Below are 25,553 nucleotides of genomic sequence, written 5' to 3' on the forward strand. Positions count from 1 at the left end.
GGAGAGGAGGGCGGAATGACCCGGAACCAACAGATCGAAGAGCATATCGCAGACCTGCGCCACCGGCAGGCCGAAAGCTGGCCCAAGGGCGTATCGCGCGACATCAACCACCGTCTGGGCCAAACCCCGATGAGCCAATACCTGCGCGCCGAAGCCAAGGCACGGCCCGACGATGCGATGGTGCATTACTATGGCCGCACGCTAAGCTGGGCCGAAATCGACGGCGCGTCCGACCGTTTCGCAGGGCTGTTGCAGGCACGCGGAGTGAACGCGGGCGACCGTGTGGCGGTGATGATGGGCAACTGTCCCCAGTTCCTGATCTGCTTTTGGGGGATCATGAAACTGGGCGCGATACTGGTGCCGGTGAACCCGATGTTCAAGGGCATCGAGCTGACCTATCAACTGAACGACAGCGGCGCGCAAACGCTGGTGTTTCAGGACGATCTGGCGCCGCTGGTGGCATCGGTTGCGGGCGACACGCCGGTGCGGATGATGTGGGCCACCGGGGCCGCCGAAATGGCGGGCGACGGCGGCGCGGTGCCGCGCCCCACCGGCATGGGCGATGCGCCACAGGCGGACGGGATCGAACGGCTGCTGGACGCGCTGAAGACGGCCACGCCCTTCGCCGGACCCGATTGCACCGATCTGGATGCGGTCGCGGCGCTGAACTACACCGGCGGCACCACGGGCATGCCCAAGGGCTGCGTGCACACCCACGGCGATATGCTGTACACGGCGGCGTCATTCTGCGGCTGCGCGATGGCCGATGCGGGGCCGGACGACGTTATGGTCAACTTTTTCCCGATGTTCTGGATCGCGGGCGAGGATCTGGGCGTGCTGGCCCCTGTCTACACCGGCGCTGCGGTCAGCATCCTGCACCGCTGGGACGCGGTGGGCTGGATGGCGACGGTGGCCGAACATCGCGCCACCATCGTCACGCTGCTGGTCGACAACGCGGTCGAGGTCATGCGCCACCCGCGCGCCCGCGACCATGACCTGACATCGCTGCGCACCACCTCGGTCTGTTCCTTTGTCAAGAAACTGGGCGCCGCGTTCCGCAACGAATGGCGCGCGTTGACCGGCGCCACGATGGTCGAACTGGCCTATGGCATGACCGAAACCAACACCTGCGACACCTTTACCCTGGGCCTGCAAGACGATGACTATGACCTGCAACAACAGCCGGTGTTCGTGGGCCTGCCTGTGCCCGAAACCGACATCATCATTTGCGATTTCGAAACCGGCGCGCTGAAACCGATTGGCGAGACCGGCGAGATTTGCCTGCGCTCGCCTTCCGTTTTGAAGTCCTATTGGAACAAACCGGACGCGACGGCGCACGCCCTGCGCGATGGCTGGCTGCACACCGGCGACATCGGACTGGTGAACACCCGCGGCTTTGTGCACTACCTGGGGCGGCGCAAGGAAATGCTGAAGGTGAACGGCATGCCGGTGTTCCCCACCGAGATCGAAATGCTGCTGGGACGCCACCCCGCAATTCTGGGGTCGGGCGTGATTGGCCGCAAGGACGAGGCCAAGGGCGAGGTGCCGGTCGCCTTTGTCCATCTGGACCCCGAACAGGCCCACGGCATCGACGCCGACAGCCTGCGCGCCTGGTGTCGCGAACAGATGGCTTCGTTCAAAGTGCCGGAAATCCGGCTGGTTGACGGGCTGCCCATGACCGCCACGGGCAAGGTCAAGAAAGAAGAACTGGCGGCGCTGCTCTAGCGCGCCGGTGCGCCGCTGCGCCGGTTCAGGGCGCGGCGCGTCACGCCTTGTGGATCGGCTCGGCGGTGAACACACCGCCCTGATAGACGCTTTGCGGGGCGTCGGCGGGCGGGCGCGGGGTGGCCTCGATCTCGGCGCGGAATATTTCCGAGTTGTCCTTGGGCCGCCAGCCGACCAACTTGGCGGTTTCAGTGTTCCACCAACCCGCGTTGTTGTCGGACACGCCCCAGATGACCGGACAGCCCAGCATCGGCGCGCGGAACACGCATTCGATCAGCGACACGAAATCATCGGGCGACAGCCAGGTGGACATCATCCGCCGGTCGCGGGGTTTGTCCAGACACGACCCGATGCGCACCAGCGCGGTTTCCTGTCCGAATTTCGAATGGTACATCGACGCCATCGCCTCGCCAAAGCATTTGGACACACCGTAAAGCCCGTCAGGCTTGACCGGATCGCTGACGGTCAGCACCTGATCCTGACGATAATAACCGATGGTGTGGTTCGACGTGGCAAACAGGATGCGCGGGTGCCCGTGCGCGCGGGCGGCCTCGTACAGGTTATAGACGCCGGTGATGTTGCCGCGCTGGATCTGATCCCACGACCGTTCCACGGAAATGCCGCCCAGATGCAGAATGCCGTCGCAGCCCTGCACCAGATCGTGCACGGCGGCTTCGTCGCCCAGATCGCAGGGCACGACCTCTTCGTTGTTCTGCGCGGGGTCCATGTCGGCAATATCGGACAGGCGCAGCACATCGGCCATATGGCCCAGCCGCGCGCGGGCCAGTTTGCCAAGGGTTCCGGCAGCGCCGGTGATCAACAGTCGTTTCATGGGGCCTCTTTCGTCATGGCGTTTTGTCGGCGGATGCCGGGGAGGAGTGTAAATACATATGATGACTTTGCACAAGGTTTGACAAATTTGCCGCGATACCGCTTTAGTCATCACAGAAAAGGACCTGTGCCATGGACGAACCGCCGCCGCCAAAATCGCCCCTCGTCCCGCAACGCGCACGGGGCAACCTTGTGGCCGGTGTGGTTGCCGCGCTGCGCGAACAGATCACCGCAGGGCGCTATGCCGTCGGGGACAAGCTGCCATCCGAAGCGCGCCTGACCGAAACATTCGCCGTGTCGCGCACCGTGATCCGCGAGGCGATTGCAACGCTGCGCGCCGATGGTCTGGTCGAGCCGCGACAGGGCGCAGGGGTGTTTGTCCTGCCGCCCACCGAACCCGAGGTGCGCCCGTTTCAGGTGGTGGATGTCGACAAGATTTCCTCGATAATCGAGGTGCTTGAGCTGCGCACAGCGGTCGAGATCGAGGCGGCGGCACTGGCGGCCACACGCCGGTCACCCGCGCAGGAAGACGAGATTTATCAGGCCGAGGCCGAGGTGCGCGCGCTGGCGCAAGAGGGCCAGCCAACGACGCAGGCCGATTTCCGCTTTCACCGCGCGGTGGCGCTGGCGGCGAACAACCCCCGCTTTGTCGAGTTTCTGGACATGATGGGCGAGGCGTCGATCCCCCGGTCGCGTCTGGAAGGGGCGGGGGGACAGCACAGCACGGACAGCTATATCGCGCTGATTTCAGCCGAACATCGCGCGATTGCCAACGCCATAGCACAGGCCAATGCCGATGACGCACGCGCCGCGATGCGCCATCATTTGCTGGGAAGTCAGCAACGCTATCGCAATCTTTTGCGCGGTCCGTCCAAATAGATCATACAAGTTGTTGACAGATGTCTGATAAGTTGGCTACCCCTTGGCCAACCCCTGCAACCGGAGCATCCCATGAACCCGCTTGATCTGAAAACATCCCTTGGGTCCGGGCTTTTGTCCTTTCCCGTGACCCCCTTTGGCGCGGACGGCGCGTTCAACCGCCCCGTTTACGAGGATCACATAAGCTGGCTGTCGCAATACCCCGCCGCCACGCTGTTCGCCGCCGGTGGCACGGGCGAGTTTTTCTCGCTGAAACCGTCGGAAATCCCCGAAATCGTGACCGCAGCCAAAGCATCGGCAGGGTCGATCCCGATTGTCGCAGGCTGTGGCTATGGCACGGAAATCGCGGTGGACATCGCGCAGGCGGCGGAAAAGGCCGGGGCCGATGGCATTCTGCTGATCCCCCACTATCTGATCGACGCGCCGCAGGACGGGCTGTACGCCCACGTCAAACGGGTCTGCCAGTCGGTCGGGATTGGCGTGATGGTCTACAACCGCGACAATTCGATCCTGCACCCCGACACGCTGGCGCGGCTGTGCGACGACTGCCCCAACCTGATCGGGTTCAAGGACGGGTCGGGCGACATCGGTCTGGTGCGTCAGGTCACCGCCAAAATGGGCGACCGGCTGATGTATCTGGGCGGAATGCCCACCGCCGAACTGTTCGCCGAGGCCTATCTGGGCGCAGGTTTCACCACCTATTCGTCGGCGGTGTTCAACTTTGTCCCCGGTCTGGCAATCGAATTCTACGACGCCCTGCGCGCCGGAAACCGCGACCGGTGTACCGCCATCCTGAACGATTTCTTCTACCCGTTCATGTCCATTCGCAACCGCAACAAGGATTACGCCGTGTCCGCCATCAAGGCCGGTGTGCGCCTGCAAGGGTTTGACGCAGGGCCGGTGCGGTCACCGTTGACCGACCTGACCGATGACGAGATGCAGATGCTGGACAGGCTGATCGGGTCGCACAAACGCTGACCTAGCCTTGGGTGCCGTTCAGACGCGCGCGCAGGGTCAGGCGCACGTCTTCGGGCAGGCCAATCGACTGTAGATAGCTGCGGAAGGTGCCGTATTTCGCGCGGATCGCGTCCATTGTCGCGGCCAGCGTTTCGGCGGGGCTTTCCAACATGCGGGCATAGCGTTCGGTGTCGCCGCCGTTGGCGCGCGAGATGTCCAGAAACTCGGCCACCAGATCGGGGATAAACTCGGCGGTCAGCGCATAGTCGGCGATGATCTGTTCGCGGCGCACACCGGCGATGCCCAGCAGCAGCGCCGCGATGATGCCGGTGCGGTCCTTGCCTGCGGTGCAGTTGAACAGAACCGCGCCGTCGTCGATCCGGGCCATTTCGGTCAGGATTTCGCAGATCGCATCGCCACGGGTTTCCAGCGCCGTCATGTAAAAGGTGAACAGCGGATGGTCGCCCTCTTGCGCGGCGTCCGACATCGCTTGCGGCGACAGGTCGTCGAACAGCGGCAGGTTCAGATACCGCACATCTGCGTAGGCAGCAAAGGGATTGGGGGCGCTGGCCACCTCGGCGCTGGTGCGCAGGTCGATGACCGCGCGCAGACCCTCGTCGTGCAGGCGGCTGATTTCCTGCGGTGCGATGCGGTGCAGGCTGTCCGACCGCAGGAACCGCCGCCACGGGATCGGCGTGCCTGCACGTGTCTGGTATCCGCCAAGGTCGCGGATGTTGAACGCGCCCTCGACGGGCAGGTGCCGTTTGCCTGCGGTCATGAGAACGCCAGCAGGCGCGCGCGGTCGATCACGCCCAGTTCGCGCGCTTCGGGTGTCAGGGGGACAAAGCTGACGGTCAGCCCGCTGTCGCGCCAGTCGCACATGCCGATGGTGCGGCCTTCGACGATGCGAAGGTCGCGGGTTTCCAGCAGGTCGACGGTGGAATTCAGCCCCATCGAGACGACGATGGGAATGCCGTGCCACTGGGTGACCTGATTGATGTGGATGTGCCCCGACAGGATCGCCGCCACATGATGCCCGCGCAGCATGTCGGCCAGCCGGTGGGTGCTGTCCATGTCGATGCTGCCCCATGGCAACCCGTCGGCGTCGATGCGCGGCGGGTGGTGCATGACGATCACCTTGGGCAGCTCTGCGTGACGGGTCAGCGCCTGTGCCAGATAGTCGAACTGTGCGTCGCAAATGGTGCCCGCCACGTGGCCCGGCACCATGGTGTCCAGCGTGATCACATGCAGGCCCGCGTGCACGGCATCGTGGAAATAGGGCGCATCGGAGGTGGCGTTTTCAAACACCTGATGAAACCCCTCGCGCTTGTCATGGTTTCCCAGCGCCAGCACCAGCGGCGCGGCCAGCGGGGTCAGGATGTCGCGGATCAGCGCATAGCTGGCCGAATCGCCCATGTTGGTCAGATCGCCGCTGGCCACGACGAAATCGGGCTGGCGGTCCATGGCGTTGATGATCCCAACCACCTGTTCCAGCATCGCAGCGTTTCCGGCCACATTGGCCGACGGATCGCCCGCGTCGGGGTGGGATACGTGGATGTCTGTCAGGTGAACGAAACGTGTCATGTGGAAACTCCTGCGGCCTTCAGCAATGTTTGGGTATAAGCATGGGCCGGACTGCGCAAGACCTGCGCGGCGGGGCCGGATTCCAGCGGTTTGCCGTGCTGCATGACCAGTATCTGGTCGCAGATCGACGCGACGACAGCCAGATCGTGGCTGATGAACAGGATGCCCAGCCCCAGATCGTCCTGAAGGTCCATCAGCAGGTTCAGGATCTGCGCCTGCACCGACACATCCAGCGCCGACACCGCCTCGTCCGCGACCAGCAGGGCGGGGCGGGTGACGATGGCACGCGCAATGGCGATGCGCTGGCGCTGGCCGCCGGAAAACTCGTGCGGGTATTTGTCCGCGTCGCGGGCGGGCAGGCCGACCTGTTCCAGCGCCTCGGCGGTGCGGCGGGCGGTGTCCCCGTCGCTGCCAATCGCGCGCATGGGTTCCGCAATCGACCAGCCCACAGTGCGGCGCGGGTCGAGCGATCCGAAGGGGTCCTGAAACACCATCTGGAATTTCTGCCGTTGCTGGCGCAATTCGTAAGGCGACAGGGCGTGCAGGTTCTGCCCCTGAAACAGCACCTCGCCCGCGTCCGGTGTCTCGAACGCCATGACCATGCGGGCGAGGGTCGACTTGCCCGAGCCGGATTCCCCCACCACGCCCAGCGTTTCGCCCGCGCGGATGGTGAAGCTGGTGTTGTCCACCGCCGTCAGCACCGGCGCCGGGTGCAGCAGCGACGTGCGCGGCAGGCGGTAGCGGCGGGTCAGGTTGCGGGCGTCCAGCAGCGGGGCGGTCATGGCGCGGCCCCCAGCAGGTGACAGGCGGCAGAGCGGTCCACATCCACGGCGTGATCCACGGGGCGGGTGCCCGCGCAGTGCGGCAGCTCGACACTGCACCGGCCCGAGAAACGGCAGCCCTGGGGCAGCGCGGCCAGCGGCGGCACGGTGCCCGGCAGGGTTGGCAGGCGGCGGCGCTTGCCATCCGCGTCACGCGGCGGGACGGTGGGGTCGGGGCGCGCGGCCAGCAGCCCCTGCGTATAGGGATGCGCGGGGTTGGACAGGACTTGCGCGGTCGGGCCGCGTTCGATCATGTCACCGCCGTACATCACCACGATGTCCTTGGTGGTGCGCGCCACGGCGGCCAGGTCATGGGTGATGAACACCAGCGCCATGCCGCGTTCGCGCGCCAGCCGCACCAGCAGATCGGTGATGCGCAGCGCCACGTTCGCATCCAGCGCCGTCGTCGGTTCGTCCGCGATCAGCAGCGCGGGGTTGCACGCCAGCGCCAGCGCGATCAGCACCCGCTGACGCTGGCCGCCGCTGAGCTCGTGTGGGAACATGCGCAACCGCGCGGCGGGGTCGGGAATGCCGACTTCCTCGAACAGCGCCAGCACGCGGTCCTGCGCCTGTGCGCGGCTTAACCCCTCGTGGACCAGCAGCGGCTCCATCACCGTATCCCCGATGCGGCGCAGCGGGTTCAGCGCGCTCATCGGCTCCTGAAAGATCATCGCAACCCGCCGCGCGCGCATCTGCTGCCAGGTGCGTTCCGTCGCGTGGGTCATGTCGTGGCCGTCGATGGTCAGCCGCCCGCTGAGTGTTGCCGCGTCAGGGGCCATGCCCATCAGGGCCAGCGCCAGCATGGTCTTGCCCGACCCGCTTTCACCGACGATGCCCAGCCGGTCGCCCTGACGGATGTCCAGCGTGGCCCGGCGCAGGGCGGTGGCATGGCCAAAGCTGACGGAAAAATCGGCAAGCTGGAACATCTAACGCTCTCTCGACAGGCGGGGGTCGGACATGTCGCGCAGCCCGTCGCCCAGCAGGCCAAAGCCGACAACCGCCACGACGATGCACAGCCCCGGATAGATCGCCAGTTGCGGCGCAAGATACATCAGCGTCTGCGCCTCGGACAGCAGGCGGCCCCAACTGGACGCGGGCGGTTGCGCGCCAAGGCCAAGGTAGGACAGCGCCGCCTCGGCCAGGATGGCAACGGCGAATTCGATGGTCGCCTGCACGATGATCGCGGCGGCGATGTTGGGCAGGATGTGGTCGCGGCTGATGGCAAAGCGGTTCATCCCTGCCGCGCGGGCCGCCAGCACATAGTCCAGCGTCCACACCTGATTGGCCGCCCCCCGCGTCACACGGGCAAAGACCGGAATGTTGATAAACGCAATCGCCAGCACGGCATTTGTCAGCGACGGACCGAACACCGCCGCCAGCATGATCGCAAACAGCAGCGCCGGAAAGGCAAAGCCCAGATCGGCCAGCCGCATCACTCCGTCCTCGACCCAGCCGCCAAGGGCCGAGGCCAGCAACCCCAGCGCCACGCCGACCGACCCGCCCAGCAGCACCGCCACCAGCGCCACCGCCATCGAATTGCGCGCGCCCGCCATCAGTTGCGACAGCACATCGCGGCCCAACTGGTCGGTGCCCAGCCAGTGGGTGGCCGACGGGGGCGCGAACTTGTTCGAAATCGTCATCAGCGTCGCGTCATGCGGTGTCCACACCAGCGACAGGGCGGCGGTGCCGACAACTAGCGCCACCAGCACCGCGCCAAGGATGAAATTGACAGGCCACCGGCGGGTCATGTGCGGGCCTTCAGGCGCGGGTCGATCACCACGTACAGCAGGTCGACCACGAAATTGGCCGTCACCACGATGGCGGCAAACAGCATCACCAGCGCCTGCACCGTCGGCAGGTCGCGGTTGGAAATCGACTGGAATATCAGCCGCCCCAGCCCCGGCAGGTAGAACACGTTTTCGATCACGATGGTGCCCGTGACCAGCGCCGCAAACTGCATCCCCACGATGGTCACGATCGGCACCAGCGCGTTCGGCAACACATGCCGCCACAACACCCGCCGCCGCGACAGGCCCGTGGCGCGGGCGGTTCGCACGAAATCCTGCCGCATGACCTCAAGCGCCGACGACCGCGTGACCCGCGCCAGCACCGCCGACTGCACCACGCCCAGGGCAATGGTCGGCAACACCAGCGACCGCATCGCCGCCACCGGATCGGACCAGCCCGCGAACCCGCCGGGCGGCAGCCAGCGCAGTTTGACCGCGAACAGCAACACCAGCAGCATCGACAGCCAGAACGCAGGCACCGCGATCCCGATCTGCGAGATGAACATCACCCCCCAGTCGCCCACCTTGCGGTGCCGCGCCGCCGCACCGATGCCCAGGCTCAGCGCGATCACCAGCGTAAAGATCATGCCCGCCACGGCCAGCGATATGGTCATCGGCAGCCGTTCCGCGATCAGCTCGGACACCGGCACGCGGAACGAATGGCTGATGCCGAAATCGCCCTGCAAAGCGTTCCATATCCACGAGACATAGCGCGCCAGCACCGGCTGGTTCAGCCCCAACTGTTCGCGCAGCGCAGCCAGCGCGTCGTCGGTCGCGTCCAGCCCCAGAATGGTCAGCGCCGGATCACCCGGCAGCACATTCATCACGGCAAAGACCACGGCGGACACCACAAACAGCGTCGCCACGAAACCGGCCGTCCGGCGAAAGATGAAATACCACATCCGCTTGATCCGGCCGCAGTGCCCGAAGCCCTGCGGCCGATCCTTGTCAGCCTGCGTTCGTCACACCGGCAAGGGGCATGTACAGAACAGGGGAGGACGACCAGTAGCCTTCGACGCTGGTCTTGAAGACACCCAGCAGCGGCAACTGGAACAGGAACACATGCACCGACTGGTCGGTCAGATACCGCTGGCCCTCTTGCAGCAGCGCGTCGCGCTTGGCGGGGTCGGCCTCGGTTTCGATCTGGCCCCACAGGTCGTTGAACTTGGCGTCATCGTAGCCATAGAAATAATCCGGCCCGCGCGCAAAGTTGCCCATGTCGTTGGGCGAGGTGTGCGCGATGATCGTCATGTCATAGTTCTTTTTCTTATAGATCTCGTCGATCCAGAAGCCCCATTCGACGTTTTCAACCTTGGCGTCGATGCCGGCCGCGGCCAGTTCCGACTGGATGATTTCAGCCGACCGTGTGGCATAGGGGAAGGGCGGCACGCGCAGGGTCATGGTGGTGCCTTCGACACCCGCGTCCGCGAACATCTGCTTGGCCTTGGCCGTGTCGTGCGGATAGGCGTCGGTCAGGTCCACGTATGCGGTGCCGTGCGGGGGATAGAAGCTGCCGATGGGCACGGCCTGACCGTACATCGCGCCTTCGATGATCTCGTCGCGGTTCACGGCGGTGGCCACGGCGCGGCGCACGTCGATGTTGTCAAAGGGCGGTTTCGAATTGTTCATGGCCAGAATGACCTCGCCCTCGGTCGAACCGATGTTCACGCGAAAGCGCGGGTCGGCTTCGAACTGGGTCAGCAGCTCGGGCGCGGGAAAGCCGGGGAAGGCGTCCAGCTCTTCGGCCATCATCGCGGCGGTGGCGGCAGAAGGGTCCGAGATAAAGCGGAACTCGACCTTGTCCAGCGCCACGCCTGCGGCGTCGCGGTAGTCCGGGTTTTTCACCAGTGTCAGGCGGTCGCCCCGGGTCCAGCTGTCAAATTTGAACGGACCGGTGCCTACGGGGTTGGTGTTGTTGGTGTCCACCGATTCAGAGGCCACGATGGCGCTGTCGCCCTGACCCATGTTGAACAAAAAGAACGCATCCTTGCGCGACAGTTTGATTTCAACGGTGTGCGGGTCGATGGCAGTGACGCTCTCGATCGGTTTGAAGATCGACTTGGACGGGTTCACGCTGTCTTCGGCCATGGCACGGTTGAAAGAGAACACCACGTCGTCGGCGTCAAAGGTGGTGCCGTCGTGGAATGTCACGTCCTGGGCCAGCTGGAATGTATAGGTCAGCCCATCATCCGAAATTTTCCAGCCGGTGGCCAGGTTCGGTTGGACTTCGCCATTCTCGGCCACGATGGTCAGCGCCTCGAACACGTTCATGGTCATCATGCCGTCAATCGACGCGGTGGCGTCGGCGGTGGGATCAAGCGTGGTCGGTTCCTGTTGCAGGCCGATGACGATCTGGTCGGCGGCGGCGGCCAGTGGCGACAAGCCCATTCCCAGCGCGACAGTGGTTGCGGCGAAAATTCTTGAAAATTCAGACATTAGGCCCCCCGGGTTCCATGGCAGATACGGGCGGCCATCAGCCTCCCTTGTGCGCATCAGTCTGCGCAGGAGGACGGGGATGGTCAATGCAATTACGGAAGAGACAAAAAAACTTCATACGTCCGCTTGCGGGGGTTCCTTGCGCGGGCCCGTGTCTGGTGCGGACGATCTTTGCAAGATTTCGTCAGTATGGCTTGAGCGCGCTGTCGGGCGGACTAATTCACGAGAATGAAATACTGTATCATATTCGTCCTGTGCCTGATGAGCGCCTGTGGACGCGGCGTGCCGCAGGATGCACGCATCGTTGTGGCGGGGGATTCCGTCATGGCCTGGAACCGGACCGCAGGCGGTTCTGTCGCTGACGGTTTGCGCGCGGGTCTGGGCGCACCTGTCGGGGATGTTTCCTTGCCCTCTGCGCGTATCATCGGCGGCATCGGGCCATTGAACATTCCGGCACAGCTGGAGGGGGTGCGGCCCGAGTGGGTGATTTTGAACGGCGGCGCCAACGACCTGAGCGCGAATTGCAATTGCTCTGACTGCGGGGCGGTTCTGGATCGGCTGATTTCCGAAAACGGGACCCAGGGTGCGATCCCTGCGTTGGTGGCCGATCTGCGCGCGCGCGGGTCAAAGGTGATCTGGGCGGACTACTATACCGCGCCACGGTATGCGGGCACCGCGTGCGAAAGGCCCTATCAGGTGTTGGAGGACCGGCTGCGGCGGATGGCCGGATCTGATGCCGGGGTGACGCTGGCGGATATGGATGACGTGTTCCGGGCGGACGACCTGTCCCTTTTCGCGTCGGACCGTTTGCATCCGTCACGAAAAGGGTCAGCGCGTATTGCCGGACTGATCGCGCCATTGCTGGCGCGCTGAACCCTGCCCGCGACGCGCGGCAGGGCTGCCTTTTACATGCGCGATGCGATCTTGGACTGGTTTGCGGCGGGATAGATGAACCCGTGGGTCGGATAGGTCGATCCAAGGCTGCCAGGGGCGCTTTCAAGGCGCACAGCGGTCCAGTCATTTGACTTGGACACGTCAACGGCAACCATTTTCATCGTGACCCTGTTTTTCTCCCAGTTGGCATGATCCACCTGGATCATCCGGTCAGAGAGAATTTGCGAAACCACTGCCACGTGACCCATGGGATTTTTGCTGGTTGACCGGAAGGCCAGAACCGAGCCGGGGGCCGGTGCGTTGCCGCGCGGGTAGAGGCCCTTGGCCTTGTCCCACCACAGGTTCGCATTTCCGTAAATTTCAATGCCGCTCAGATCGCGGGCGAATGGCACGCACCACACGCGCGCGCCGCGTTCGTGCTTTGCCTCAACCTCCATCAACGCCAGCGTCAAACGGTTCTGATCGATCCCGCTGTGCGTAACTTCAGGTTTCTGGGCGCAGGCTGAAACCAGCATGCCCAAGGCCAGAAAAGCCCAGGGAAGTTTGCGCGCGATGTTGGTTCGTAACATGATTTTGACTGCCCGTGTTTTTTTGAGAGTCAGTATCGGTGACCGGTGATTCTGGCAAATGGCATGGGCGGGAATTCGCGCGTGTGATAAAATCGTTCATTAACAGCATGTTATGCTATTATGGCCCGCGACCCGCCATCCTGTTCGGTACAGCACAAGGGCCCGTGAGGGCACATGACGGGAATCACGGCCGAGATACCCGTATGTCTTAGTTGGCGATCCGTGTTTTCTGGCAGGTAAGCCCGCGCGCCCCGGGGGCGGCCTCATGGCATTTGAGGCATTGCCGTCAGAAATTTGATTGACGTACCTCAAGAATTCTCCGATCCTTGGGCAACTGGGGGGGGAATCGGGATGAGCGGGCCAACGGTACGCGATGTCGCTGAGGTGGCGCAGGTTAGCCTTGCGACCGTCGATCGCGTTCTGAACAATCGCGGCGGCGTGTCGGCCAAGGTCGTGGATCGCGTCAAGGCGGCTGTTGTCCAGACCGGATATGTCCGCAATCTGGCCGCCGCCAACCTGTCGCGCCGCCGCATCTATCGCTTCTGTTTTGTCGTGCCGACCGGCGACACCGGCTTTGTGGCCTTGTTGCACGCGGCACTTGCGCAGGAACAGCATCGGCTGCGGGAGGAACAGGTGGTTGTCCAGATCGTCCCGACCCGTCCCTTTGATGTCGAGGATCAGATCGCGGCGTTGCGCAATCTGGATTGCGATGCGGTCGCGGTGATGGTCAGCGAGGCCCCCGAGATCAACGAGGAAATCGCATCGCTTCTTGCCTCCGGTGTCAGGGTTGTCAGCCTTGTCGCGGACCTGCCCAGTTCGGGGCGGGACGCCTATGTCGGCCCCGACAACGTCATGGCGGGGCGCACCGCGGCCGAGTTCATGGGGCGGTTCATCAAGGATGCGGGTAACATCCTGATGATTGCGGGGTCGCTGGCCGCGCGGGACCACAGCGAGCGTTTGCTGGGGTTCCAGATGGTCATGCAAGAGCGGTTCGACGGTTGCACGTTGTTGCCCGCAGCCCAGGGGGCTGACGATGCCGCCCGGGTGGAACAGATCGTTCTGGACGCGGCCCGCGACCGGCCGATTGCCGGGATCTATGCCATCGGGGCGGGCAATCGCGGGCTGGTGCGCGCGGTCGGCACGCTGGACCCCAAGCCCGTAACCATCGTGCACGAACTGACCCAGATTTCGCGCGAGGCGCTGCGCACCGGCACCTTTGATCTGGTGATTGATCAGGACATTCGCGCGGGCGTCATTGCCGCCGTCGGGGTCATGCGTGACCTGACGGATTCCATCACACCTCCTGCCGATGCCGGCAGGATCAAATTGAACATCTACAGCCGTGAGAACATACAGTGAGCCAATATTTCGCAGACATCGCCCCCGTGACCTTTGAAGGGGCAGACAGCACCAATCCGCTGGCATATCGCCATTACAACGCGCCGGAAAAGCTGGGCGACAAGACGATGGCCGATCATCTGCGCTTTGCCGTTTGCTATTGGCACAACTTTGTCTGGGAGGGGAACGATCCCTTTGGCGGGCAGACGTTCCAGCGCCCGTGGTTCCCTGCCGACACGATGGATCTGGCCCGCGCCAAGGCGGACGCCGCCTTTGACATGTTCCGCATTCTGGATGTGCCGTTCTTTTGCTTTCACGATCATGATGTGCGCCCCGAAGGCGACAGTCTGGCCGAAAGCCACAAGCGCCTGAACGAGATGGCCGATTATTTCGAGAAAAAGATGGCGAACGGCGGTCCGAAGTTGCTGTGGGGCACCGCCAACATGTTCTCGAACCGGCGCTATATGTCGGGCGCCAGCACCAACCCCGACCCGGATGTGTTCGCTTATTGCGCGTCGACGGTAAAGGCGTGCATGGACGTGACCCACCGTTTGAACGGCGAGAACTATGTGCTGTGGGGCGGGCGCGAGGGATACGAGACGCTGCTGAACACCGATCTGGGCCGCGAGCTGGAACAGATGGGCCGGTTCCTGTCGATGGTGGTCGAATACAAACACAAGATCGGCTTCAAGGGCGCGATCCTGATCGAGCCGAAGCCGCAGGAGCCGACCAAACACCAGTATGATTACGATGTGGCCACGGTCTATGGGTTCCTCAAGCGGTTCGGGCTGGAAAACGAGGTTCAGGTGAACGTGGAGCAGGGCCACGCGATTCTGGCCGGTCATTCGTTTGAACACGAACTGGCCATGGCGCGCACGCTGGGCATTTTCGGGTCGATCGACATGAACCGCAACGATTACCAGTCCGGCTGGGACACCGACCAGTTCCCCAATTCCCCGTCAGAGGCGGCGCTGGCCTATTACGAGGTGTTGATGGCGGGCGGGTTCACCACCGGCGGCACCAATTTCGACGCCAAGCTGCGGCGGCAATCGCTGGACCCCGAAGACCTGATTGCGGCCCATGTGGGGGCGATGGACATCTGCGCGCGGGGCCTGAAATCGGCGTACCGGATGATTGAGGATGACGCGCTGGAGGCACCGCGCCGCGCCCGTTACGCCGGTTGGGACAGCGCCGATGCGCAAGCCATGCTGGCCGCAGGTGCCACGCTGGACGGGATCGCGGCCCGTGCCGAGCAGGCCCGCGTGAACCCGCAACCGCGATCCGGCGCGCAGGAAAAGCTTGAGAATATCGTCAACCGCTACGTCTGACGAAAAGGGAGGAATGACATGAAAACGATCAAGGGTCCGGCGCTGTTTCTGGCGCAGTTCGCAGGCGACGACGCGCCGCACAATTCATGGGATGCGATCACCAAATGGGCCGCCGACTGCGGCTACAAGGGCGTTCAGGTGCCAAGCTGGGACGCGCGGCTGATTGATCTGGATCAGGCCGCCGCGTCCAAAGGCTATTGCGAGGATTGGGCCGGGCAGGCGCGTGCCAATGGTGTCGAGGTGACCGAGCTTTCGACGCACCTGCAAGGGCAGCTGGTTGCGGTGCACCCCGCCTATGACGACGTGTTTGACGGGTTCGCCGCCGAAAGCGTGCGCGGCAATCCCAAGGCACGTCAGGAATGGGCGGTCGATCAGGTGAAAAAGGCGCTGACCGCGTCAAAACACCTGGGCATCGGGGCACATGCGACGTTTTCGGGCGCGCTGGCGTGGCCCTATGTCTATCCGTGGCCGCAGCGGCCCGCCGGTCTGGTCGAGCAGGCCTTTGACGAGCTGGCAAAGCGGTGGTTGCCAATTCTGGACCACGCCGAGGATTGCGGCGTCGATGTCTGCTACGAAATCCACCCGGGCGAGGATCTGCACGACGGGATCACCTACGAGATGTTTCTGGAACGCACCGGCAATCACGCACGCGCCAACATGCTGTACGATCCGTCGCATTACGTGCTGCAATGCCTGGATTATCTCGACAATATCGACATTTACCGCGACCGCATCCGCATGTTCCACGTCAAGGACGCCGAGTTCAATCCGACGGGGCGGCAGGGTGTCTATGGCGGCTATCAATCATGGGTCAACCGCGCAGGGCGGTTCCGCAGTCTGGGCGACGGGCAGGTCGATTTCGGCGCGGTGTTTTCCAAGATGGCGGCCAATGATTTCGACGGCTGGGCCGTGGTGGAATGGGAATGCGCGATCAAGCATCCCGAGGACGGCGCCCGCGAGGGGGCGCAGTTCGTCAAGGATCACATCATTCGTGTCACCGAGCGCGCCTTTGACGATTTCGCGGACGGCGGGGCGGACACCGCGCTGAACGCCAAGATGATGGGGATTTGACCGATGAAACCTATCAGACTGGGCATGATCGGCGGCGGCAATGACGCATTCATCGGCGGGGTGCATCGCATTGCGTCGCGCATTGACGGGCGGTTTCAGCTTGTCGCGGGGGCGCTGTCGTCGACGGCGGAGAAATCCAAGGCCTCGGGTGCTGCGCAGGGGCTGGCCGAGGACCGTTGTTATGGTGATTTCACCGAGATGGCCAAACGCGAGGCGCGGTTGAAGGACGGGGTCGAGGCGGTGGCGATTGTCACGCCGAACCATGTGCATTACCCGGCGGCGCGCGAGTTCCTGAAACGCGGAATCCATGTGATCTGTGACAAGCCGCTGACCTCGACGCTGGCGGATGCGAAAAAGCTGGTGGCGGCAGCCGAGAAGTCGGACGCGCTGTTTGTGCTGACGCACAATTACACCGGTTACCCGATGGTCCGGCAGGCCCGCGAGATGATCCGGCAAGGTGATCTGGGCACGTTGCGGGTTGTGCAGGTCGAATATCCGCAAGACTGGCTGACCGATCCGGTCGAGGCTGACGGCAGCAAGCAGGCAGAATGGCGCACCGACCCCGAACGCTCTGGCGCGGGTGGCTGTGTGGGCGACATCGGCACCCACGCCTACAACCTTGCGCGCTTTGTCACGGGGTTGCGGTTGGAAAGTCTGGCCGCTGATCTGACCACCTTTGTCGAAGGGCGGCGGCTGGATGACAACGTGCATGTGATGCTGCGGTTTGATGGTGGGGCCAAGGGCATGTTGTGGTCGTCGCAGGTGGCGCCCGGCAATGAAAACGGTCTGCGGTTGCGGGTGTACGGCGACAAGGGCGGGCTGGAATGGGCGCAGGAAGATCCGAACTATCTGTGGTTCACCCCCTTCGGGCAGCCCAAGCGCCTGCTGACCCGCAACGGGGCTGGTGCGACGGCGGGCAATCAAGGTGCCTCGCGCATTCCGGGCGGGCATCCCGAGGGGTATCTTGAAGGGTTCGCCAACATCTACAACGAAGCCGCGGACCTGATTGTCGCGGCGCGGGACGGCAAGATGCCGGACCACGTGTTGCCCACCGTGCAGGACGGGCTGGAAGGGGTCGCCTTTATCGACGCTTGCGTGCGGTCGTCGAAACGCGATGCGGCGTGGGTTAAACTATGAGCGAAACCCGCGCCCTGACCCTGTCCGACGTTTGCCGCAGTTTCGGGCCGGTGCAGGTTTTGCACGACATCAACCTGACCCTGCGACCCGGCGAGGTGCACGCCCTGATCGGAGAGAACGGGGCGGGGAAATCGACGGCGATGAAGATCATGTCGGGTTATCTGGAACCGACCAGGGGGCAGGTGAAGCTGGACGATGCGCCGGTGCGCTTTGCCTCGTCGCAACAGGCCGAGGCGCAGGGCGTTGTGCTGATCCATCAAGAGTTCAATCTGGCCGACCAGTTGAACGTTGAGCAGAACATTTTCCTTGGCCACGAAAAGCGGCGCGGGTTGTTTCTGGATCGGACCGCGATGCAGGCCGAGACGCGCAAGCTGCTGGAACGGCTGAATTGCACGGTGTCACCTGATGCGCGCGTGCGTGACATTTCCAACGCCGACAAGCAGATGGTCGAGATCGCCAAGGCGCTGTCGCGCCGCGCGCAGGTTCTGATCATGGACGAACCCACCGCGGTGTTGACCGAACGCGAGGCCGAGGTTTTGTTTGAACAGGTGGACCGCCTGAAGGCCGAGGGCGTGGCAATCCTGTTCACCTCGCACAAACTGGACGAGGTCAAGCGGATCTCGGACCGGATCACGGTTTTGCGCGACGGGCATGTTGTGGCGCAGGGCATGACCCGCGACTATACCGAGGACCAGATGGCGCAGGCGATGGTGGGGCGCGATGTGTCGTCGCTGTACCCTGTGCGCACCGCCGCCGTGGGCGATGATCCGGCGCTTGAGGTCTCCGGGCTGACCGTGCCCGGCTATGCCCGCGACATCTGCTTTACCCTGCGCAAGGGGGAAATTCTGGGTATCTCGGGGCTGATCGGATCGGGGCGCACCGAGGCGATGGAGGGGCTGACGGGCCTGCGCACCGCCCATGGCGATGTGCGCATCAACGGGCGGCCCGTGTCGCTGAAGTCACCGCAACAGGCGCAGGCGGCGGGGCTGTGTTACCTGACCGAAGACCGCAAGGGGCGGGGGCTGCTGCTGCAAAAGGGGATGCGCGAGAACCTGACCTTGCAGGCGCTGCCGGATTTCTCGAACTGGCTGATTGACCACGCAGCGGAAGAGGACGCGCTGACCAAGGCGATTGCCGATTTCGACATTCGCGCACCGACCCGCGACGTGCTGGTGGGCAACCTGTCGGGGGGCAACCAGCAAAAGCTGCTGATCGCCAAGATCATGCTGACCGACCCCGACATCGTGATCATCGACGAACCGACGCGCGGCATCGACATCGGCACCAAGCAACAGATTTACGAATTCATCCACGCGCTGTCCGCTGCGGGCAAATCCATCATCGTGGTCAGTTCCGAAATGCAAGAGGTCATCGGGCTGGCCGACCGTGTGCTGGTCATGCGGCTGGGCACCATTGCGGGCGAGGTCAGCGGCGATGACATGACAGAAGACAAGATTGTGCGGCTGGCCATGGGTCTGGGCGCGAACAGGCAAGAGGCATTGCAATGACAGCCACCGAAACACAGCCCACACGGGCAGCAAACCGCGTGAACCTGAAGGTTCTGGGGCCTATTCTGGCGCTGGTCGTGCTGGTCGTTGTGGGCGCCGCGCTGAACGGGAATTTCCTGAGCGCGGCCAATATCACCAACGTGCTGTCGCGGTCCGCCTTTATCGGGATCATCGCGGTGGGCATGACGTTTGTCATCACCGGCGGCGGGCTGGACCTGTCGGTCGGGTCGATGGCGGCCTTTATCGCCGGGCTGATGATTCTGGTGATGAACGCGATGTTGCCGGTGATGGGGCCGGGGTGGCCCTTGGTTTTCGTGGGCATGCTCACGGCGATGGTCGCCGGCACGCTGGCCGGGTTCGTCAACGGATTCCTGATCACCACCATGCGGATCGAGGCGTTTATCGTGACGCTGGGCACCATGGGCATCTACCGCAGTCTGGTCACATGGCTGGCCGATGGTGGCACGCTGTCGCTGGATTTCGGGATGCGGTCGGTGATCCGGCCGATCTATTTCGACGGCATCCTGGGGATCAGTTGGCCGATCATCGTGTTTGCGCTGGTGGCGATCATCGGCGAGCTGGTGATGCGGCGCGCGGCCTTCGGACGCCATGCGGCGGCGGTCGGGTCCAACGATCAGGTGGCGCGCTATTCATCGGTCAACGTCAACCGCGTGCGGATGCTGACCTATGTGTTTCTGGGCATCCTCGTTGGGGTGGCCACGATCATGTACGTGCCGCGCCTTGGCTCGGCGTCGCCCAGCACGGGGGTGCTGTGGGAGCTGGAGGCCATCGCGGCAGTGATCATCGGCGGCACCATGCTGAAGGGCGGTTTTGGCCGCGTCTGGGGCACGGTGATCGGCGTGCTGATCCTGTCGCTGATCGACAATATTTTGAATCTGACGGATGGCGTATCGCCCTATCTGAACGGGGCCATACAGGGTGTGATCATCATCCTGGCCGTCATCCTTCAGCGCGACAAGAAGGCGGAGAGCTGAGGACAGCCCTTCGGGAGAACATGGTAAACAGAGGAGATAAGCCATGAAATTTGCGAAAATTACGGCGGCCGCGCTGGCGGCGACACTGGCGATGCCGGTGCTGGCACAGGAAACCAAGGTCATCGGGGTGTCGATCCCGGCGGCAACGCACGGCTGGGCGGGCGGCATGAACTTTCACGCGCAACAGGCGGTGGACCGGCTGGAAAAGGTCTATCCCGAGCTGGATTTCGTGCTGGCAACCGCATCTGATCCGGCCAAACAGGTCAACGACATCGAAGACATGCTGGCCACGCGCAACATCAGCGCGCTGGTGGTTCTGCCGTTCGAATCCGAACCGCTGACCAGCCCGGTCAAGGCGGTCGCGGACAGCGGCGCATGGGTGACCGTGGTGGACCGTGGTCTGGCGCAGCCGGGGATCGAGGATCTGTACGTGGCGGGCGACAACCCCGGCTTTGGCAAGGTGTCGGGTGAATACATGGTGTCTGCCATGCCGGATGGCGGCGACATCGTTGTGTTCCGTGGCATCCCGACCACCATCGACAACGAGCGCGTCGAAGGGTTCCAAAGTGCGATTGACGGATCGGGCATCAACGTTCTGGCGATGGAGCACGGCAACTGGAACCGCGACGACAGCTTTACCGTGATGCAGGATTTCCTGTCGAAATACGACAAGATCGACGCGGTCTGGGCCTCGGATGACGATATGGCCATCGGTGTGCTGGCGGCCATCGAACAATCTGGGCGCGATGACATCAAGTTCGTGCTTGGCGGTGCCGGCATGAAGGAAATGGTGGCCAAGGTGCGCGATGGCGATCCGATGATCCCGGCAGATGTGACCTATCCGCCGTCGATGATTGCGACCGCCATCGAGATGACCGCCGTGGGCCTGACCTCGACCGCGCCGGTGTCCGGCACGTTCACCATCGGGTCGGTGCTGATCACTGCGGACAACGCCGCTGACTTCTATTACGAAGACAGCCCGTTCTGATCCCTATGACCCGGCCGAAGGGCTTTGTTGTCCTTCGGCCACCTGTGACGGCATTGCAACCGGCGCATATCCGTTCTGTTTGCGCTGATTTCCCGCGCAATGGCGCGATGGTTTGTTTTGTTTTTCTTCTGGATGGGGAATAATATTCCCATGGCGCCTTTCCAAGCGAACAGCGCCGTCACTGCACGCACCGGCGCGGATAAATCTTCTTGATTTTGCGGACCCGTTGAAGCGCACCGGCTGCAGTGACATTTGGAGGGCAAGAGCTACAGGAGTAAACGCAATGCTGAAACAGATCATCGCCGCCACCGCCCTTGCGGTCACATTCGGCGGCCCCGCCATCGCCCAGGGCACCGACACGCTGCGCGTGGGCATGTCGGGCGGCTATTTCCCGTTCACCTTCGTCAAGCTGGACGAACTGCAAGGCTTTGAAGTCGACGTGATGAACGCCGTGGGCGCACAGGCCGGGCTGGACGTGACGTTTGAAACCATGGCGTTTTCGGGTCTGATCGGCGCGCTGGACGCGGGCCGGATCGACACGATTGCCAACCAGATCACCATCACGCCGGAACGCGAGGCCAAGTTCATCTTTACCGCGCCCTATGTCATCGACGGCGCACAGGTCGTGACCAAGGCGGGCAACGACGAGATCACCGGCGTCGAGGATCTGCGTGGCAAGACCGTCGCGGTGAATCTGGGTTCGAATTTCGAACAGTTGTTGAACGCGCTGCCCTATGCGGATGAGATCACGGTCAAGACCTACGATTCCAACATCGCGCAGGACACCGCGCTTGGGCGGGTCGATGCCTTTGTGATGGACCGCGTGTCGTCGGCGCAGTTGATCCAGGAAAGCCCGCTGCCGCTGCAACTGGCCGGTCAGCCGTTTTCGGAAATCCGCAACGCGCTGCCTTTCCGTGACACCGAAGCCGACCGCGCCCTGCGCGACCGCGTGGATGCCGCGCTGACCAGCCTGCGGGACGATGGCACGCTGGCCGAGATCTCGCAGAAATGGTTCGGCACCGACATCACCACGGCGGATTGACCCATGCGGGCGCTTGACCTTGATTACATGCTGGGACTGGTGCCCGTTATTCTGGGCTATGTGCCGCTGACGCTGTTCATTGCGGGCGCGGGCATGGTGCTGGCGCTGATCCTTGGGGCGCTGCTGGCGGTCGAGCGGGTGGCAAAAGTGCCGGTGCTGGACTGGTTCGTGGTGCTGTTCATCAGCTTTTTCCGCGGCACGCCGCTGCTGGTGCAACTGTTCCTGTTCTACTTTGGCCTGCCACAGATTTTGCCCGCGCTGACCCAGATCGACGGGGTCACGGCGGCGATCATGGGGCTGACGCTGCATTTTTCGGCCTATATGGCGGAATCGATCCGCGCCGCGATTGTCGGCGTGGACCGCAGCCAGTGGGAGGCCGCGCAGTCCATCGGCATGACCCAAGGCCAGATGATGTGGCGGATTATCCTGCCACAGGCGGCACGGGTCGCCGCACCCACGCTGGTCAATTACTTTATCGACATGATCAAGGGCACGTCGCTGGCGTTCACGCTGGGGGTTACCGAAATGATGGGGGCCGCACAGAAAGAGGCGGCTGGCAGTTTCCTGTATTTCGAGGCGTTTCTTGTGGTGGCGATCATCTACTGGGTGATCGTCGAAGTCCTGAGCCAAGGCCAGAAGCGGCTGGAAACCTATCTGAACAAGGCGTTTGTGCGATGATCCGTGTGCGTGGTTTGACAAAGCATTTTGGCGCGGCACCCGTGCTGGACGGCATTGATCTGGACATTGCCGATGGGGAACGTGTGGTTGTGATCGGCCCGTCCGGCACCGGCAAATCGACATTGCTGCGCTGTCTGAACTTTCTGGACGCACCGCAGGCCGGTGTCATTACCATTGGCGACGTGACGGTGGACGCCGCAAAGGCGCGCAAGGCCGACATTCTGGCGCTGCGCCGCCGCACCGGCATGGTGTTTCAGAACTATGGGCTGTTCGCCAACAAGACGGCCAAGGAAAACATCATGGAGGCGCTGACCACCGTGCAAAAGCGCCCCCGCGCCGAGGCAGAGCAGCGCGCGCTGGCGGTGCTGGCGGAAACCGGTCTGGCGGACAAGGCCGACAGCTATCCGTCGGCGCTGTCGGGGGGGCAGCAACAGCGTGTCGGCATTGGCCGCGCCATGGCGCTGGGGGCCGAGTTGCTGTTGTTTGACGAACCCACATCCGCGCTGGACCCCGAATGGGTGGGCGAGGTTCTGGACCTGATGCGCGCCGTGGCCGAGCGCCGGCAAACCATGCTGATCGTCACCCACGAGATGCAGTTTGCCCGTGAAATCGCGGATCGTGTTCTGTTCATGGAAGGCGGTAGGATCGTCGAAAGCGGCCCGCCGTCACAGATCTTTGGCGCGCCGCAGGATGCGCGTCTGCGCAAGTTCCTGAAGCGCGTCGAAGGGTGATCGAAGCCCGGCTACAGGGCGGGGTCCGCATCCTTCAGCGTGCGTGCCAGAAACTGCGCAAAGGGCACGATGTCGTCGCGCACGCTGGCCGCTTCAAGGGCTGCCATGTAATCGGCGCGGTCGTCGACCTTGATCACCGTCCACGGTAGCCCCGCCGCCGCCATCATCACGTTCATCAGGAACCGCGCGGTGCGTCCGTTGCCGTCCAGAAACGGATGGATATAGACAAAGACGAAATGCCCCAGCACCACACGCACCGCTGGATCTGGTTCGGACTGCACCAGGTCGAAAAACACGGGCATACAGTCGCGGACCGCTTCGACGTTCATCGGCACATGCTGCGAGCCGCGAATATAGACCGGCGCGCTGCGATAGCCTGCAAGCTGAGACGCCTTCAGAATGCCGGCGCCCACCGAGGGCGTGAACAGCGCGCGATACCATGCTGTCAGGTCACGTTCCGCCACCGCGCCCGCGTCGTCGCCATGCAGAACCGCGCGCACGCTGTCGCGCACCACCTGAAAGGCTTCCCAATAGCCGCGCGCTGCCAGCGCGTCTTTCATCGCGCGGTCCTGCGTGTCGCCGTCGGGGTTCCACCCGCCCCGGCGGACCTTGTCGATCAGGGCAGGGGACACCTGATACCCTTCGATCGACAGCGAATGATAGGCATCGGTGACATAAAGGTCGTCCATCGCGGTCAGATAGGCGTTTGCATCATTGGTCACGGGCCGCGCCGCCGGAAAATGCGCGATCACATCCGCGCGCATGGCGGCCCACTTCAGCCGGATGCGGTGCACATGCGGCGAGCTGTCCCGCCCTGCGTTCAGGACCGCCACGTTGTCTGCAAACGGATTGATTTCGCGCACATCATGCGATGCTGCTTTCATCGCCTGCACGATCTCGTCGGCGATGCGGTCTTTGCCGATGCTGCGAAACGCCCCCGCCAGACGTCCCGCCGCACTGGTGTGTCCGCCCTCAAGCAGACGCCCCAACAGGGCCGACGCGTCGGGCATGATCGCCAGCACCGTCCGCGCCTCGGTCGCGTTGTGTTTGAAGAAATGCTCCGGCACAAGGATCAGCGCGGCCTCGACCGAGAACAGACGCAGCCCGTCTCTGACCGCCAGCGCGTCCCCCTGCGCAAAGGTTGCGCGGGTTTCAAAGATGGATGTCTTGTGCGGAAAGTCGGTTTTCATATTGCCCGCTTTGGCCGCCCGCACCAGCAACTGCGCCGGAACGGTCGTGTCGCCTGCGTGCAACTGCAACGATTGTTCGGGCGACAGGGACCAGTCGTTGCCAAAACGGGCGGAAAGATATTGCGCGCAAAACCCCCAGAAAGACGTGTACCAAGCGGTGCTTTCACCGGTGATCTCGTCAGGGCGGGACGGAATATACCACCCCTTGATCACGTCCTTGATAAACCCCGCCTTCAACAGCCGTTCCCGGTGGGTCCGGCTTAGGTCACTTGACCGCAGGGCCGTGACACCACTGGATTGCAGGGCGTGCAGAACTTCGAGAGACTGCGCAAGCTTTTCCGCGGCAATGGCCATGGGGTGTCCGCCTTGGCTGAAAGTTTTAGGTTTTCGGGTTGTATAATATTTAGGTTTTCGTGTCGATAGGTATTTAGGTTTTCATGGTGTGCGGTTTCTGTAGGGCAGCGGTGTGTTTGTGCGATAGCTGAACCGCGTTTTGCAGCAGGCAACGTCCTGCGCCAATGTTCACCGGGAAACGTGTAATCGTAGTTATGTTGTATTCGGGCAATGCAGCCCAAACCGCTTTTCCGCTTGCCATCTTCGGACAGTTTGCCAACACAGTGCCCCGGAACCCATCCAGCCACAAAAAAGGAAACACAATGGCCGCCATCGAACGTCACCACTCCAATCACCGCATGAGCCAGATCGTCACCCACGGCGACATGATCTATCTTGCCGGTCAGGTTGCAGCCCCCGGCGCAAGCGTGACCGAGCAGACCAAGGGTATTCTGGAACAGATCGACACATTGCTGGCCGAGGTCGGGTCGGACAAGGAACAGATCCTGCAAGCGATCATCTGGCTGGCGGACATGAATGACTTTGCCGAAATGAATGCGGTCTGGGATGGTTGGGTGCCGCAGGGCCATACACCCGCACGGGCCTGTGGCGGTGCGCCGCTGGCCACGCCCGAATACAAGGTCGAAGTGATCGTCACGGCTGTGCGCCGCTGACCTTGACCCCGCCGCCACGGGATTGCCCCGTGGCGGCAGAGAACACTGTGCATTTTT

At 63.2% G+C, this 25,553-nt stretch carries 25 protein-coding genes; 15 read left to right on the top strand and 10 right to left on the bottom strand.

The features are described from left to right. Positions 1-15 precede the first annotated feature (15 nt). Positions 16-1,725: an AMP-binding protein gene (locus AAC077_RS17065; protein ID WP_339772057.1), complete on the top strand. Its 1,710-nt coding sequence runs from the start codon at positions 16-18 to the stop codon at positions 1,723-1,725. 40 nt (positions 1,726-1,765) lie between these two features. On the opposite strand, the gene AAC077_RS17070 is transcribed toward AAC077_RS17065, so the two are convergent. After that, entirely contained in the window at positions 1,766-2,557 is a 792-nt protein-coding gene (locus AAC077_RS17070) for an NAD(P)-dependent oxidoreductase (RefSeq protein WP_339772061.1), read from the bottom strand. Between the two features lie 131 nt (positions 2,558-2,688). On the opposite strand from AAC077_RS17070, the gene AAC077_RS17075 reads away from it, so the two are divergent. Continuing rightward, a complete protein-coding gene (locus AAC077_RS17075) occupies positions 2,689-3,435 on the top strand; it encodes a FadR/GntR family transcriptional regulator (protein ID WP_339772062.1) in 747 nt (248 codons plus the stop codon). Positions 3,436-3,507: 72 nt separating this feature from the next. Continuing rightward, positions 3,508-4,413: a 5-dehydro-4-deoxyglucarate dehydratase gene (gene kdgD, locus AAC077_RS17080; protein ID WP_339772065.1), complete on the top strand. Its 906-nt coding sequence runs from the start codon at positions 3,508-3,510 to the stop codon at positions 4,411-4,413. Position 4,414: 1 nt separating this feature from the next. On the opposite strand, the gene AAC077_RS17085 is transcribed toward kdgD, so the two are convergent. From AAC077_RS17085 to AAC077_RS17115, 7 genes are read right to left on the bottom strand one after another with little or no spacing between them, the layout of a single operon-like run. Beyond that, on the bottom strand, positions 4,415-5,170 hold the full coding sequence (locus tag AAC077_RS17085) for a tyrosine-protein phosphatase (protein ID WP_339772067.1): 756 nt from the start codon (positions 5,168-5,170) through the stop codon (positions 4,415-4,417). Then, positions 5,167-5,976 carry a metallophosphoesterase gene (locus AAC077_RS17090; RefSeq protein ID WP_339772069.1) on the bottom strand — a complete coding sequence of 270 codons (810 nt, stop codon included), beginning with the start codon at positions 5,974-5,976 and terminating at the stop codon, positions 5,167-5,169. The genes AAC077_RS17085 and AAC077_RS17090 overlap by 4 nt, the downstream gene beginning before the upstream one ends. Next, complete coding sequence (locus AAC077_RS17095) at positions 5,973-6,758, bottom strand: ATP-binding cassette domain-containing protein (protein WP_339772072.1); 786 nt, start codon at positions 6,756-6,758, stop codon at positions 5,973-5,975. The genes AAC077_RS17090 and AAC077_RS17095 overlap by 4 nt, the downstream gene beginning before the upstream one ends. Next, the gene (locus AAC077_RS17100; protein WP_339772075.1) at positions 6,755-7,723 is read right to left on the bottom strand and encodes an ABC transporter ATP-binding protein; all 969 of its coding nucleotides are present in this window, start codon (positions 7,721-7,723) and stop codon (positions 6,755-6,757) included. The genes AAC077_RS17095 and AAC077_RS17100 overlap by 4 nt, the downstream gene beginning before the upstream one ends. Next, on the bottom strand, positions 7,724-8,545 hold the full coding sequence (locus tag AAC077_RS17105) for an ABC transporter permease (RefSeq protein ID WP_339772078.1): 822 nt from the start codon (positions 8,543-8,545) through the stop codon (positions 7,724-7,726). Beyond that, on the bottom strand, positions 8,542-9,486 hold the full coding sequence (locus AAC077_RS17110; protein WP_339772081.1) for an ABC transporter permease: 945 nt from the start codon (positions 9,484-9,486) through the stop codon (positions 8,542-8,544). Before AAC077_RS17110 ends, AAC077_RS17105 begins: the two co-directional genes overlap by 4 nt. 46 nt (positions 9,487-9,532) lie before the next feature. Beyond that, complete coding sequence (locus AAC077_RS17115; RefSeq protein ID WP_339772085.1) at positions 9,533-10,972, bottom strand: ABC transporter substrate-binding protein; 1,440 nt, start codon at positions 10,970-10,972, stop codon at positions 9,533-9,535. A gap of 276 nt (positions 10,973-11,248) precedes the next feature. On the opposite strand from AAC077_RS17115, the gene AAC077_RS17120 reads away from it, so the two are divergent. Continuing rightward, positions 11,249-11,893 (top strand): SGNH/GDSL hydrolase family protein, encoded by a 645-nt coding sequence (locus tag AAC077_RS17120; protein WP_339772088.1) that lies wholly within the window; start codon positions 11,249-11,251, stop codon positions 11,891-11,893. Between the two features lie 32 nt (positions 11,894-11,925). On the opposite strand, the gene AAC077_RS17125 is transcribed toward AAC077_RS17120, so the two are convergent. After that, positions 11,926-12,429 (bottom strand): CHAP domain-containing protein, encoded by a 504-nt coding sequence (locus AAC077_RS17125; protein WP_037915741.1) that lies wholly within the window; start codon positions 12,427-12,429, stop codon positions 11,926-11,928. Between the two features lie 405 nt (positions 12,430-12,834). Between AAC077_RS17125 and AAC077_RS17130 the strand changes: the two genes are divergently transcribed. From AAC077_RS17130 to AAC077_RS17175, 10 genes are all read left to right on the top strand, one after another. Then, positions 12,835-13,842, top strand: coding sequence for a LacI family DNA-binding transcriptional regulator (locus tag AAC077_RS17130; RefSeq protein ID WP_339772091.1), 1,008 nt, complete (start codon positions 12,835-12,837; stop codon positions 13,840-13,842). After that, positions 13,839-15,149 (top strand): xylose isomerase, encoded by a 1,311-nt coding sequence (gene xylA, locus AAC077_RS17135; protein WP_339772094.1) that lies wholly within the window; start codon positions 13,839-13,841, stop codon positions 15,147-15,149. Before AAC077_RS17130 ends, xylA begins: the two co-directional genes overlap by 4 nt. A gap of 18 nt (positions 15,150-15,167) precedes the next feature. Continuing rightward, entirely contained in the window at positions 15,168-16,220 is a 1,053-nt protein-coding gene (locus AAC077_RS17140) for a sugar phosphate isomerase/epimerase (RefSeq protein ID WP_339772097.1), read from the top strand. Positions 16,221-16,223: 3 nt separating this feature from the next. After that, complete coding sequence (locus AAC077_RS17145; protein WP_339772099.1) at positions 16,224-17,357, top strand: Gfo/Idh/MocA family oxidoreductase; 1,134 nt, start codon at positions 16,224-16,226, stop codon at positions 17,355-17,357. After that, complete coding sequence (locus AAC077_RS17150) at positions 17,354-18,865, top strand: sugar ABC transporter ATP-binding protein (RefSeq protein WP_339772102.1); 1,512 nt, start codon at positions 17,354-17,356, stop codon at positions 18,863-18,865. Before AAC077_RS17145 ends, AAC077_RS17150 begins: the two co-directional genes overlap by 4 nt. After that, a complete protein-coding gene (locus AAC077_RS17155) occupies positions 18,862-19,860 on the top strand; it encodes an ABC transporter permease (protein WP_339772105.1) in 999 nt (332 codons plus the stop codon). Before AAC077_RS17150 ends, AAC077_RS17155 begins: the two co-directional genes overlap by 4 nt. Before the next feature lie 91 nt (positions 19,861-19,951). Next, positions 19,952-20,848 (top strand): ABC transporter substrate-binding protein, encoded by an 897-nt coding sequence (locus AAC077_RS17160; RefSeq protein ID WP_339772171.1) that lies wholly within the window; start codon positions 19,952-19,954, stop codon positions 20,846-20,848. A gap of 283 nt (positions 20,849-21,131) precedes the next feature. Then, entirely contained in the window at positions 21,132-21,890 is a 759-nt protein-coding gene (locus tag AAC077_RS17165; RefSeq protein WP_339772107.1) for an amino acid ABC transporter substrate-binding protein, read from the top strand. A gap of 3 nt (positions 21,891-21,893) precedes the next feature. Beyond that, the gene (locus AAC077_RS17170; protein ID WP_339772111.1) at positions 21,894-22,568 is read left to right on the top strand and encodes an amino acid ABC transporter permease; all 675 of its coding nucleotides are present in this window, start codon (positions 21,894-21,896) and stop codon (positions 22,566-22,568) included. Beyond that, the gene (locus AAC077_RS17175; RefSeq protein ID WP_339772113.1) at positions 22,565-23,299 is read left to right on the top strand and encodes an amino acid ABC transporter ATP-binding protein; all 735 of its coding nucleotides are present in this window, start codon (positions 22,565-22,567) and stop codon (positions 23,297-23,299) included. The genes AAC077_RS17170 and AAC077_RS17175 overlap by 4 nt, the downstream gene beginning before the upstream one ends. A gap of 11 nt (positions 23,300-23,310) precedes the next feature. On the opposite strand, the gene AAC077_RS17180 is transcribed toward AAC077_RS17175, so the two are convergent. Continuing rightward, entirely contained in the window at positions 23,311-24,843 is a 1,533-nt protein-coding gene (locus AAC077_RS17180) for a Fic family protein (RefSeq protein ID WP_339772115.1), read from the bottom strand. 302 nt (positions 24,844-25,145) lie between these two features. On the opposite strand from AAC077_RS17180, the gene AAC077_RS17185 reads away from it, so the two are divergent. Next, entirely contained in the window at positions 25,146-25,496 is a 351-nt protein-coding gene (locus tag AAC077_RS17185; RefSeq protein ID WP_339772119.1) for a RidA family protein, read from the top strand. Positions 25,497-25,553: the final 57 nt, after the last annotated feature.

Source organism: uncultured Pseudosulfitobacter sp. (genome assembly GCF_963976325.1).
In the GTDB taxonomy this organism is placed as follows: Bacteria; Pseudomonadota; Alphaproteobacteria; order Rhodobacterales; family Rhodobacteraceae; genus Pseudosulfitobacter.

Coding starts and splice junctions, on each gene's coding strand:
- AAC077_RS17120 (WP_339772088.1), top strand. CDS start 11,249: ATGAAATACTGTATCATATTCGTCCTGTGCCTGATGAGCGCCTGTGGA.
- AAC077_RS17070 (WP_339772061.1), bottom strand. CDS start 2,557: ATGAAACGACTGTTGATCACCGGCGCTGCCGGAACCCTTGGCAAACTG.
- AAC077_RS17110 (WP_339772081.1), bottom strand. CDS start 9,486: ATGTGGTATTTCATCTTTCGCCGGACGGCCGGTTTCGTGGCGACGCTG.
- AAC077_RS17130 (WP_339772091.1), top strand. CDS start 12,835: ATGAGCGGGCCAACGGTACGCGATGTCGCTGAGGTGGCGCAGGTTAGC.
- AAC077_RS17085 (WP_339772067.1), bottom strand. CDS start 5,170: ATGACCGCAGGCAAACGGCACCTGCCCGTCGAGGGCGCGTTCAACATC.
- AAC077_RS17115 (WP_339772085.1), bottom strand. CDS start 10,972: ATGGGCTTGTCGCCACTGGCCGCCGCCGCCGACCAGATCGTCATCGGC.
- AAC077_RS17065 (WP_339772057.1), top strand. CDS start 16: ATGACCCGGAACCAACAGATCGAAGAGCATATCGCAGACCTGCGCCAC.
- AAC077_RS17075 (WP_339772062.1), top strand. CDS start 2,689: ATGGACGAACCGCCGCCGCCAAAATCGCCCCTCGTCCCGCAACGCGCA.
- AAC077_RS17170 (WP_339772111.1), top strand. CDS start 21,894: ATGCGGGCGCTTGACCTTGATTACATGCTGGGACTGGTGCCCGTTATT.
- AAC077_RS17125 (WP_037915741.1), bottom strand. CDS start 12,429: ATGCTGGTTTCAGCCTGCGCCCAGAAACCTGAAGTTACGCACAGCGGG.
- AAC077_RS17180 (WP_339772115.1), bottom strand. CDS start 24,843: ATGGCCATTGCCGCGGAAAAGCTTGCGCAGTCTCTCGAAGTTCTGCAC.
- AAC077_RS17105 (WP_339772078.1), bottom strand. CDS start 8,545: ATGACCCGCCGGTGGCCTGTCAATTTCATCCTTGGCGCGGTGCTGGTG.
- AAC077_RS17100 (WP_339772075.1), bottom strand. CDS start 7,723: ATGTTCCAGCTTGCCGATTTTTCCGTCAGCTTTGGCCATGCCACCGCC.
- AAC077_RS17155 (WP_339772105.1), top strand. CDS start 18,862: ATGACAGCCACCGAAACACAGCCCACACGGGCAGCAAACCGCGTGAAC.
- AAC077_RS17165 (WP_339772107.1), top strand. CDS start 21,132: ATGCTGAAACAGATCATCGCCGCCACCGCCCTTGCGGTCACATTCGGC.
- AAC077_RS17145 (WP_339772099.1), top strand. CDS start 16,224: ATGAAACCTATCAGACTGGGCATGATCGGCGGCGGCAATGACGCATTC.
- AAC077_RS17090 (WP_339772069.1), bottom strand. CDS start 5,976: ATGACACGTTTCGTTCACCTGACAGACATCCACGTATCCCACCCCGAC.
- AAC077_RS17160 (WP_339772171.1), top strand. CDS start 19,952: ATGCCGGTGCTGGCACAGGAAACCAAGGTCATCGGGGTGTCGATCCCG.
- kdgD (WP_339772065.1), top strand. CDS start 3,508: ATGAACCCGCTTGATCTGAAAACATCCCTTGGGTCCGGGCTTTTGTCC.
- AAC077_RS17185 (WP_339772119.1), top strand. CDS start 25,146: ATGGCCGCCATCGAACGTCACCACTCCAATCACCGCATGAGCCAGATC.
- AAC077_RS17095 (WP_339772072.1), bottom strand. CDS start 6,758: ATGACCGCCCCGCTGCTGGACGCCCGCAACCTGACCCGCCGCTACCGC.
- AAC077_RS17140 (WP_339772097.1), top strand. CDS start 15,168: ATGAAAACGATCAAGGGTCCGGCGCTGTTTCTGGCGCAGTTCGCAGGC.
- AAC077_RS17175 (WP_339772113.1), top strand. CDS start 22,565: ATGATCCGTGTGCGTGGTTTGACAAAGCATTTTGGCGCGGCACCCGTG.
- AAC077_RS17150 (WP_339772102.1), top strand. CDS start 17,354: ATGAGCGAAACCCGCGCCCTGACCCTGTCCGACGTTTGCCGCAGTTTC.